The sequence below is a fragment of the Clostridium sp. D46t1_190503_E9 genome, assembly GCF_015555225.1.
GTDB lineage: Bacteria > Bacillota > Clostridia > Clostridiales > Clostridiaceae > Clostridium.
Genome location: NZ_JADNKB010000008.1, coordinates 41,859 through 54,049 on the forward strand (window position 1 = coordinate 41,859; position 12,191 = coordinate 54,049).

Genomic DNA, 12,191 nt, shown 5'->3' on the forward strand with positions numbered 1-12,191 from the left:
TATATTAGTGATTTTTTTAACTATTTTTTAAATTTTAATACTACTTTAAATAAATCTCCATCTATTTCTATATCTAATGTTCCACCTTGTAATTCAACAAAACTTTTAGCTATTGCTAATCCAAGTCCTGATCCTTCTGTATTTCTAGACTTATCTCCACGAGCAAATCTTTCTACTATTTCTTCAGCTGTAAAATCTATTTCATTTGCTGACATATTTTTTAACATTACATAGACTTCTTCATTTCCATCTATTATATCTATATATACTCTTGAGTTTGGCATTGAGTATTTCACTATATTTATTAATAAATTTTCAAACACTCTAAAAGTTTTTTGACTATCTAAAGGAACTATAACTTTATTTTCTGGGAAATTCCACTTGAATTTTAGTGATGATTCTTCAATTTTATCACTTAATTCAAATTGAGTTTGCTTCATAAGTGAAACTATATCTACATTAACTATATTTAATTGAATGTTTTTACTTGTTGCCTTGCTAACTTCAAATAAATCTTCTATTAAATTTTTAAGCCTTTGAGATTTTCTATCTAATGTATCTAAATATTGCTTTCTATTTTCTTCACTTATATTTTCATCTTTTAATAAATCTATATAAGTGATTATTGATGTTAATGGTGTTTTTAAATCATGAGAAACATTAGAAATAAGTTCCGTTTTCATTCTTTGACTTTTTACTTCTTCATTAACTGCGTTTTTAAATCCTTTTTGTATTTTTTGAAGTTCATCTTTTAATGGTTCAAAAACTCCAAGTTCTTCTTCTATAGTAACATCTAAATTACCTTCTGCAATTTTATTTGTAGCTTTCAATAATATTTGATACTTATTCTTTATATCATTAAAATACTTTCTTAAAACAAAATATAAAAATACTGTATATATTATAGCTGCACCTACTCCTAAAAACCATATGATACTCATAAAAGCAAGAGCTATAAAGTTTACTGCTAATATCTTTATTATTATTTTATTAGATTTATCATTTAAATCTACATTTGTAACTTCATCATATATTTTTGTCCATATTCTTTTTATTAGCCTAAATATTTTATATATTATTGTATTATCTTTTATATAGTTTTTTAACCCTTTATTAAATATATATTTAATTAACACTACTGCTGTAAAAGCTGTTATTAATAGTACAAACCAATAAGCAATATTACCTATCATTAATATTGAATTTGTAAACTCAAATGGTATTCCAACTCTTACTAGTGATTCCTTAACCCATTCATTGTTTACGGTCCAATAGGATATATTAGGTGAAAACGCAACTAAAGCTGTTATTAACGTAATTAAAATTACACTTATTTCAAAAGGAATCTTAATAATTCTTTTAACTCCTATAATATCCTTTGATTTTCTAAATGGAATAATTAACGATATAAACATTATAGCTATATAAGCTATTAATATATAAACTAGTATTATATCCCCATATGCATAGCTATCTGCTCTATCAATATAATTGCTTATTCTATCAACATATTTAAGATCATTTGGTACACCATAAACAATAGTTATATTTTTAGGATTTGATAAAACAAAATCACTATCTCCATTAATTAAATTTCTCCACTGAAAATCTAAGAAAGTGCTTATTACATTTTCATCAGCACCTTTTATGTTATTTACACTAATTTCTCCATAGTCATTATAATCAATAACCATGTAATAGCCATAATAATTATCTAAATCATTTAATGCTTCTTTATTATCTTTATTTAAAATTAAATCACTTAATTTTTTTTCCGTATTTGAAGAAAACGTATTAGTTTTTTTATCAACTATATAATAATCTAAATTCTTTAATTCTCTTTTTAATACTTTATTCCAATTACCTATTTCATAATTAATATTTCTCTTTATAAAGCTATAATCAACTCTATCATTTTCACTATAGCCTTTATATTCTTTAAAAAAGATTTCATCAGCAGGAATATCTTTATCTTGCTCCTTTTCTAAAATATCTTTATACAATACAAAACTTCCTTTATATAGATCCATTTGAAAATTATAATCTTCAAAATATGAAGGCTTTTCTTTTTCATTTGCAAGTTTTGCTATTCTAGGGTAAGATGCCACTAAACCTATTGATGTCATAATCACTAATATATATACTATTGCACTTAAAAAATAATTATTTTTACTGCTTTTCAATTTTGTATCCAACTCCCCACACCACCTTTAAATATTTTGGATTTTTAGGATTAATTTCAATTTTTTCTCTTATATTTCTTACGTGAACCATTATTGTATCAGTATTAATTGCTTGCTCATTCCATACTCTTTCGTATATTTCTTCTGCTGAAAAAACTCTTCCTGGATTTTGCATAAGCAAATGAAGTATTTTAAATTCAATTGGAGTTATTTTTACTAAATTCCCATCAACAGTTAATTCAACTGTATCAACATTTAATTCAAGTCCTCCAATTACAAAGCTATTAGATTTTTCTTTTTCTACCCCTACTAAACTTAGAAATTTTGAATATCTTCTTAGCTGGGAATTAACTCTAGCTAGTAATTCTAAAGGTGTAAAAGGCTTAGTTACATAATCGTCTGCACCTATGTTTAAACCCATTATTTTATCAACTTCTTCTGATTTTGCTGAAAGCATAATAACTGGAAAATCATATTTTTCTCTAAGCTTCATAGTCATGGCTATTCCATCCATCCTTGGCATCATTATATCTACTATAGCCAAGTGAATTTCTTCTTTATTTATAATTTCTAACCCCTCTATTCCATTGTATCCTTTAAAAACATTATATCCTTGGTTTTTTAAGTATATTTCTATAGCATCAGCTATTTCCTTTTCATCTTCTACAACTAAAACATTATATGACTTCATATTTCAACCCCGCTTTTTCTGTAATAATATAAATATTATACAATAAAAGTATTAAATTAATCTCATTAACTAAAGTATATCTTGAAATCCTAAAGATAAACTTTAGTTAATTCTAAAAAATTTCTAAAGAGCTTCTTTAATTTTCTCACTATAATCTTTTAATTTGTTGATACCATCTAATATAATAGCTTTAAATTCACAAACATTTATTTTTATTCATTCTTTATATTAGCTTACTAATATGAAAATTTATTAATTTATAAAGAAAATAAAACTTTTTGTTGACTATTTATCTATTTAATGTTATTCTAATTGAGCAGTTGGTACGTAAGTGCTAATTACTTGAGGAGCTTGGGTTGTCTTTCGCCGGATACCAAGCTCCTCTTTATTTTTATGTATCTAAAATTATTAAGACAAAATAATAATCTGCTATATCTAATAATATAGAATATAAAATTCGAATTTTTGCAATTAATAATAAACTATAATAGGAGTTGTCTTATGACAGCTCCTATATTTATATGGCTTTTATTAATTTTGTTAATTTGTCTTCTATTTTACTACTATTTATTACTATAATTATAGATACTAATAGTACTAGTCCCCATCCCCATAATGGAATTGATAATTTAGCTGATCCTAATGCACATGCTATTAAGATTTCCCATGGTCTTGTAAGTATTAGTATAATAAAATATCTTTTAAAACTCATACTACTAAGTCCAACTAAAAAATTTATAATATCATCAGGGAAAAACGGAAGTAACAGCATTAAAAATATTATTATTTCTCCCTTTGGTGAGTTTATTATTTCTTCGTATTTATTCAAAATCTTATCACTTACAAATCTTTCTACAAATGCTTTCCCACATATTCTTGATAAGTAAAATATTATTGCCGATCCACTAATTATAGCTAAAGTAGTTATTATAAAAGATTCCCACATTCCAAATACCATTGCCCCTGCCACAGCACTTACATTGCTAGGTATAGGAGCAATAATGATAGAAGCTAATTGTAATAAAAAAAATATAATAAAAGCTTTGTTTCCAAATCCCTCAATATATACTTTAAAATCTTCTAATGATGCCATATAGCCTAAAATCCCTCTTGATTTTAAGTAAATTATTATAGATATAAATGCTACTATTACTATCAACAAATATATAAATTGTTTTGCTTGTATCTTTCTTTTACTCATTAATTCTCTCCTTTTACAAATTAATTTTCTAAATTGAATGAACTTCTTCGAAAATACTAACCTTAAAATACTTAGTGATTTTTGTAATCTCACTTTTTATTTACTACCACTTTTATTTACTACCACTTTTATTTAATCTCATTTTTTGTTAATTTCAGTATAAGTTTAAAATCTTAATATATTTTCATATAAAGCTTAAGATTTCCTAAATATAAAATAAAGAAAATCATATTTATAATTTAAATTCAATTTTTACTTTATGATTCTTTTTATTAAAACTTAGTTAGATAGCTTATTCTATTTAATATGATTTATAACTTTATATTGATTATTGATATTTTAAGTGTTATTATTAAGCCATTAGTATATAAGTACTATAAAGTGAGCTTGGTTGTCTTTCACCAGATACCAAGCTCTAATTTATTTTATATAACTTTCAAAGAAAGGATAAAATTATGAATTTTAAAAGTTTAAAGATAAATGAAAAATTAATTGACTCATTGAAGAAAAATGGCATAGTAGCGCCTACCAAAGTTCAAATTAATGTTATACCTGAAATAATTAATAAAAATGATGTAATAGGAAAATCAAAAACTGGCTCTGGAAAAACCCTAGCCTTTTTATTACCTATACTTCAAAGAATAGATAGTAATTCTAAAAATACTGAAGTACTAATTTTATCTCCAACTAGGGAACTTGCAATACAAATAACTGAGGAAGCAAATAAATTTAATATAAATGATATCGGAATTTTAGCTGCTTACGGTGGAAAAGACGTTGGTTCTCAATTAAAAAAGCTTAATAAAGGTATTAATTTAATAATTGCAACTCCAGGAAGATTACTTGATCATTTAGAAAGAAAAAGTATAAATTTAAGTAAACTAAATACAGTTGTTATAGATGAAGCTGATCAAATGCTTTTAATGGGATTTAGAAATGAAATTGAAAAAATAATGTCTTATGCTCCAAAAAAACTTCAAACTCTTTGCTTTTCTGCAACTATAGATTCTAAAGTAAAAAAACTTGCTTATAGATATATGAATAATCCAGCTATTATTGATATTACAGAAAATGAAGAAGCTGAACTTCCTAATATTAAGCAAGAAGTCGTTAAAACTACAGATAGATGGAAAGTTGATGCTTTAGTTAAAGTTTTAGAAGAAGATAATCCATTTATGTCTATTATTTTTTGTAGAACTAAAAGAAGAGCTGATGAATTAGAAGTAAAGCTAGCTGCTAAAGGTATAAAGACCGCTAAAATACATAGTGATGTTCCTCAAAATAAAAGGGAAAAAATTATGAAATCTTTTAGAGATTGTGAGATTCAATATTTAATAGCAACTGATGTTGCTTCAAGAGGAATAGATGTTACTGGAGTTACTCATATATATAATTATGATGCACCAGAAAGTGTTGAAAGCTATATTCATAGAATAGGAAGAACAGCTCGTGCTGGAGACAGTGGTTATACCTGTCTTATTACAGATCCTAAAAACTACAATATATTAGAGGAAATAGAAAATTACTTACAGTATACAATTCCTGAGCGTGAAGTTAACTTCAGATAAAAGATAGAAATATAAATCTGATTATTGCAGCGCTCTTTACAAGTTAACATAAACTTACAGATATACATTTGAAAACTGATATTATAGTTAAAAAAATTATAAATATGCATATGTATATATCGTAACTCTGAACATATTATAGCTATAAAATCTATAGAAATTTCAGTATAAGCAAAGGATATAACGAAACATTATATCCTTTGCTTATATAAAAATATATAATAAATAAACATATTATTTTAATAAATAAAAAGTTAATAGAAAAATTTCAAGGACGTCGCGTTTCGCGACGCCCTTGAAATTTAATTATTAATAACTCTTTTTATAATTAATCACAAAAAAGACAGTAGATATATTTGTTTTACCAAAACATATCTACTGCCTCTTTGTAGTTGTAATTTATACTGATCTTCTACTTTAATTTCCAGATTTCATTATTGTATTGCTCAATAGTTCTATCTGATGAGAAGAATCCGGCTTTACTAATATTAACTAAAACTTTTCTATTCCAAGTTTCTCTATCTTCATAATCTTTAAATACTATTTCCTTAGTTTTAATATACTCTTCAAGATCTAGCAATGTCATAAACCAATCCTTGTTGATTAATTCCTTATGAAGTCTTGTTAGGTTTTCTTCATCTCCAACTGCTATCATTTTATCGCTAACTATAAAGTCAACTAATTCCTTTATTGCAGGCTTTTCATAGTATTTCTTTGAAACATAATCTGCTTTTTTATAGTGTTCAATAACAGCTTCACTGCATTCACCAAATATATAAATATTGTCATCTCCGACTAATTCATGTATTTCTACATTAGCTCCATCTTCTGTACCTAAAGTTAATGCTCCATTTAACATAAACTTCATATTACCTGTTCCAGATGCTTCTTTGGATGCTAGAGAAATTTGTTCTGAAACATCACAAGCTGGAATTAACTTAGATGCTTTTGTTACATTGTAGTTTTCTACCATAACAACTTTTAAATACTTATTGACTTCAGGATCATTATTTATGATTTCTTGAAGACATAAAATAGTATGAATTATATCTTGAGCTATTATATAAGCTGGTGCTGCCTTAGCTCCAAATATCATTGTTATTGGAGTTGTTGGGATATTCCCCTTTTTGATTTCTAAGTACTTATGAATTATATAAAGAACATTCATTTGTTGTCTCTTATATTCATGAAGTCTCTTAATTTGAATATCAAATATAGAATTTTCATCTATTTCAACACCTTGAGTTTCTTTTAGGTAATCCTTAAGAGCAACTTTATTATGCTTCTTAATTTCTCCTAATTTTTTTAGAACTTCTTTATTATCTACATATTTTAATAAGTCTTCTAATTTAGTAGCATCCTTTTTATAATTATCTCCAATTAGCTCACTTATATACTTTGCAAGCTCGTTATTGCAATGAATTAACCATCTTCTAAATGTTATCCCATTTGTCTTATTATTAAACTTCTCTGGATAAATATTATAAAAATGCTTTAATTCTTCTTCTTTTAATATATCTGTATGAAGTGCAGCAACTCCATTTACGCTAAATCCATAGTGAATATCCATATGTGCCATATGAACTCTGTTATCCTTATCTATTATATATACTTTTTCATCATCATATTTAGCTTTTACTTTGTTATCTAGCTCTCTTATTATTGGCATTAATTGTGGAACAACCTTATCTAAATATTCTATTGGCCACTTTTCTAATGCTTCTGCTAATATTGTATGATTTGTATATGCACAAGTCTTTGTAACTATTTCGATAGCCTCATCCATACCTATTCCTCTTTCTCCTAAAAGACGAATTAATTCAGGAATAACCATTGATGGATGTGTATCATTTATTTGAATAACTACATGATCATATAATTTGTGCAAATCATATCCATTTTCTTCAGCTTCTAATAAAATTAATTGAGCTGCATTACTTACCATAAAGTATTGTTGATAGATCCTTAATAAGTGTCCAGCTTTATCACTATCATCAGGATATAAGAATAAAGTTAAGTTTTTCTTTATTTCTTCCTTATCAAAGTTTATACCATCCTTTACTAGTGATTCATCTATTGTATCTATATCAAATAAACGAAGCTTATTACATGACTTATCATAACCTGTAACATCTATATCATAAAGACTTGATGTAACTTTAAATCCTCCAAATGAAACTTCAAATTTTATATCTGATTTATTTAACCAGCCTTCGCTAGTTATCCATGGATTTTTAACTGCCTTTTGTTTATTATTTTCAAATACTTGCTGGAATAATCCAAAGTGATAATTTAAACCTACCCCATCCCCATTTAAACCTAAAGTTGCAATTGAATCTAAGAAACATGCAGCTAATCTTCCTAGCCCACCATTCCCTAATGATGGTTCTAATTCTATTTCTTCAATTTCAGTTAATTCTTTACCATTCTCGCATAATACTGCATTAACTTCTTCATAAAGCCCTAGATTAATTAAGTTATTTGATAATAACTTTCCTATTAAAAATTCTGCTGAAATGTAGTAAAGTTTTTTATCTCCCTTATTTCTTCCCCTTTTGTTAATTGCTCCTTTTGTTAATTCTAATAAAGCTAAATAAATTTCTTCATTGCTTGCTTCTTTTATTGTCTTGTCAAATCTCTTTTCTAGAATTTTTGTTAAGTTTTCTTGTACCATTATTCTATCCCACCCTTAAATAATTATATACTTTTTAATAATCTTATTTGTACTAATTTAAATTTAAAAGGTTCATAAACCCTTTACAATTACTATAATATCAACTTTAGATATGTTAATTTGTACATTTATTCTTTTATTTGTATATTCCTTATATAATTTTATAAAACTTTAATCTTTATTCATCTAATTTTAATATCATTATTACAATAAGATTATAGACACTTATAAATTTGCTTATTCATTTACCTTAGGCTGAATATAAATCTTCATACTTTTTAATATATATTAAAAAGAGATATCCTAAGACATCTCCTTTTATTTTTCTCTTATCCAAGAAATAACATATGCGTATTTACCTTTTATAGATGGATTTTCAAATTTAAATTCTCCATTTATTCCTTTTTCCTTCATATACAAGTCCAGATGACAAAGTGCTATACCTATATCTATTTGGTTCATAGAAGTACTACCATTGTTATATATATGAATATCTTCCTTTACCTTAAGCAATCTCCATGGTTGATTATTCATAGATGATGGTGCTAATCTTACCATCTCAAATACTTCTCCATATTCCTTTGATTCTTCCTTTGAAAGATGAGTATGAAAATCTTCATTGAAGAATAATTCGGAATAATCTTTTCTTATATTTTTATGGTCTTTCATTAATGATGCAAGAAATGATTTTTTTCCTCCTTCATATCCAATTGGTGATACAACTGGTAATATTTCACTGCTTTTAAGATTAATGGTTTTTCCAAAATCACCCTTGCTAAATGTTCCTCCAAGCCAAACTGTACCTAATCCTAGTGAAGTACAATATAAAATCAATTTTTCAAATGTATATCCTAATGCTTCTAATGCAAAATCTTTATTTTCGCATGCAGCTACTAAATAATAATTTGCTCCTTTTATAACTCCATAAGTACCAAGTCTAATTACATCCTTATAAGTTTCCTTTTTGATTAAATGTATTCTTACCTTTATATCAAAAGGATTATCCAATTCACTTATATAATTCTCGATTTTTTCTATTAGCTCTTGAGATAAATGCTTGTCTTCATAATTTCTAACTGAATATCTAGCTCTTATTACCTCTTCTAAAGGCTTATTAAATATCATCTCCATATAAATTATCTACCCCTCTTTTATAGCATATTAAATAAACATTATTATTTTATAATATCTTTGTAATTATTTACAATAAATTATATCATTAAATTGTTTTTATATCTATTGTAAGAACAACAAAATTTATTCTAACTAATTTATAGCAAATGCTAAGTAATATCTCCTAATATAATCTTCTTTTAGATATATACGAAATAAAAAAGAAGATAAATAATACTTATCTCCTTTTACATAAACTATATAATTTATTCTTTTAAAGATAATATGAACAATTAATGATATAACACTCTAAAAAATAGATTCTTCTAATAAACTTAAATTATTAATTACTATTTTCTTTGTCCCTACAGCTTTAATAATATTCTCACTTTCTAATAAACTTAGCTTTCTGCTTAATGTTTCTCTTGCAATGCCACAATAATTAGCCATTCCTTCTCTGTTTAATGGTAAATCCACTTCTATCTTTCCATTTACAATTTTGCCATATTTCTCAGAAAACTCTAAAAGCATACAGCATATTCTTGCTTCTGGATTATTATTAGATAAATTCTTTGAAAGGTTTTCTACTTCTATTAATCTTTTATTTAACTCAGAAAGAAGTTTTAAGCAAATAGACGGATTCGAATATAATATATCTTTTAAGTCTTCTCTTGAAATAGTGCATAATTCAGTGTTTTTAACTGCTATTGCAGATACATTACTTTCCTTAGTATCTCCTAATATATTACTTTCTCCAAGGAAATCCCCAACAGTTAGTATATTAATAATTTGCTCCTTTCCAGTTGCAGTAGTTTTACTTATTTTTATCATGCCATCACTTATTATAAAGAGTTTCGAAACTTTATCTCCTTCTAAAAATAAACTTTCTCCTTTTTTTAAAACCATATGTTTTCTTACTGATATTATTCTATCTAATTCCTCTTCGGAAAGTGATTCAAATATAGGTACTTCTTGTGCATATAATCTACTTGCACACTTTTCACAACAACAATCACAATTCAAAATAAAATACCTCCTAACCTAAATCATATAACTTAGTTTAATTATACTATAAAATTCACATTTATAATTAAATAATATAATTTAGAAGGAGGTTTGAATTAATTTAAATCTTTAATAAAAATTTTAATTTATATTTGATTTTCTAATACTAAATTATTACTTACAATCATCAGGAGTAAATGTACAGTAACCTATATTGTCACATTCCTTTTTCATATTATCCCATTTAGTATCGTCTTCTATACTTTCTAATGCTGTAGGATATAATATATAATTTTCCTTAAATATATGATCTTTTAATTCAAAGCAAATAGCATTTGAAAGTTTCTTTAATTCAATTTTATATTCATTAAAATCTAAGTCTGCAACTGACTCACTTAACTTCTTTAATGCTCTTTTCTTTTTTCTTAAATCTTCATGCTCAAGTCTCATTATTCTAGTTGGCCCTGTTATCCCCCTTGTTTCAAGTTCTGGGAATAAAACATCTTCTTCTCTTTTATGGTGAGGTTCAGCATCTAAAATACTAATGATAAGTTCAGTTACTCTTGTAAATTCTTTTCTATTCTTATCATAGCTTTCCATTTCTAATATTGCATTTGTTACTTCTTCTAATTCCTTTAAAAAACTTAAAAGTAATGCATGTTCTTCAATAAGTGTATATAAAACGTGTCCCTTAGATATATTACTTTGTAATTTTTCAAGCTCACCTTGTAAAATCATCATATGAATTTCACATAAATGTCTTAATTCGCTTGGGTCCATTCCTTCTTCTACTAAACTTTGTTCTGCCATAGAAAGTTCTAACGGACTTATTGATTTAACAAGTTTTAATCCCTTTTCCTTTAAATCTTCTGTTAATCCTTTTTCATTTAAATTTCTTAAAAGTACTGTTAACTCCTTTATTTTTCCTTCATTAACTGCTCTATTTACACCATTATCTAAAATAAATCTTTTCTTTTCCAAATTAATCACCTCTATACTTTTTAATAACCTTCTATTGATATCTCTTAAATAAAATATTGTTTTCTTTATGAATATGAACAAATAAGTCTTTCTCAAGATCATGCATCTTCATATATAATAATTTGAAGCTTGTACACGCCCATTCTGGAGCACTATAATCATCTGTAATTTGAGCTAATTCTTTTAGTATATCTCCTGCAGCTTCATGTTCTCCTATAAATCTTTCTATTTCTACTTTTAAAATATCCTTCTTTTCTTTATCATTAGTATTTTCAAATTCAATTATCTTTGGAAATAATATTTTTTCCTCTTTTATTAAATGTTCTTCTAACTCACATTTTAATGCTCCAAAAAGTTTATGAACCCTTGTTAAAACTTCTGGTAAATGATTATAATGAACTTTAAATACCTTAACTAGTAATGGGTCTATATCTCTTAGTAATTCAAAAGTTTTAGCATGATGAGTATTTACTATATGCTGAATTAATTCTTCTGAATTTCTTTCATTCCAATTTATATATGATGAATTATCAAATATAAATTCTTCAAGTTCTTCATTTATATCTTCAATAAATTTATCTACATCAATATTTTTTTCTCTTAATGCAATTTCTAAATTTTTATTTCCACCACAGCAATAATCTAATCCAATATCATTAAACTTTTCAACAACAGCAGGATAAATAATAACACATTCACCTAAACTTAAATTTTTATTTATATTATTTTTCATATCAATCACTCCAACCTTATTTTTCTTATCTATGAGTAAATT

Annotated in this window: 9 protein-coding genes; 1 reads left to right on the top strand and 8 read right to left on the bottom strand. The window is 25.7% G+C overall.

Translation table 11 applies throughout. The features are described from left to right. Positions 1-20: 20 nt before the first annotated feature. The 3 genes from I2E83_RS10560 to I2E83_RS10570 form a co-directional block, all read right to left on the bottom strand. Positions 21-2,195 (bottom strand): sensor histidine kinase, encoded by a 2,175-nt coding sequence (locus I2E83_RS10560; RefSeq protein WP_195429714.1) that lies wholly within the window; start codon positions 2,193-2,195, stop codon positions 21-23. Continuing rightward, positions 2,170-2,874 carry a response regulator transcription factor gene (locus I2E83_RS10565; RefSeq protein WP_195429715.1) on the bottom strand — a complete coding sequence of 235 codons (705 nt, stop codon included), beginning with the start codon at positions 2,872-2,874 and terminating at the stop codon, positions 2,170-2,172. The genes I2E83_RS10560 and I2E83_RS10565 overlap by 26 nt, the downstream gene beginning before the upstream one ends. Before the next feature lie 517 nt (positions 2,875-3,391). Then, on the bottom strand, positions 3,392-4,075 hold the full coding sequence (locus I2E83_RS10570) for a VTT domain-containing protein (protein WP_195429716.1): 684 nt from the start codon (positions 4,073-4,075) through the stop codon (positions 3,392-3,394). A gap of 455 nt (positions 4,076-4,530) precedes the next feature. Between I2E83_RS10570 and I2E83_RS10575 the strand changes: the two genes are divergently transcribed. Then, positions 4,531-5,643 (top strand): DEAD/DEAH box helicase, encoded by a 1,113-nt coding sequence (locus tag I2E83_RS10575; protein WP_195429717.1) that lies wholly within the window; start codon positions 4,531-4,533, stop codon positions 5,641-5,643. A gap of 412 nt (positions 5,644-6,055) precedes the next feature. Here I2E83_RS10575 and I2E83_RS10580 read toward each other — a convergent pair whose 3' ends face one another. From I2E83_RS10580 to ric, 5 genes are all read right to left on the bottom strand, one after another. Further along, on the bottom strand, positions 6,056-8,317 hold the full coding sequence (locus I2E83_RS10580; protein WP_195429718.1) for a glycogen/starch/alpha-glucan phosphorylase: 2,262 nt from the start codon (positions 8,315-8,317) through the stop codon (positions 6,056-6,058). Positions 8,318-8,635: 318 nt separating this feature from the next. Continuing rightward, entirely contained in the window at positions 8,636-9,448 is an 813-nt protein-coding gene (locus I2E83_RS10585; RefSeq protein WP_195429719.1) for a nitroreductase family protein, read from the bottom strand. A 291-nt stretch (positions 9,449-9,739) separates the two neighbouring features. Further along, positions 9,740-10,453, bottom strand: coding sequence for a Crp/Fnr family transcriptional regulator (locus I2E83_RS10590; RefSeq protein ID WP_195265059.1), 714 nt, complete (start codon positions 10,451-10,453; stop codon positions 9,740-9,742). Between the two features lie 156 nt (positions 10,454-10,609). After that, the gene (locus I2E83_RS10595; protein ID WP_195429720.1) at positions 10,610-11,416 is read right to left on the bottom strand and encodes a DUF438 domain-containing protein; all 807 of its coding nucleotides are present in this window, start codon (positions 11,414-11,416) and stop codon (positions 10,610-10,612) included. Positions 11,417-11,447: 31 nt separating this feature from the next. Further along, entirely contained in the window at positions 11,448-12,149 is a 702-nt protein-coding gene (ric, locus tag I2E83_RS10600) for an iron-sulfur cluster repair di-iron protein (RefSeq protein WP_195429721.1), read from the bottom strand. Between the last annotated feature and the right edge of the window lie 42 nt (positions 12,150-12,191).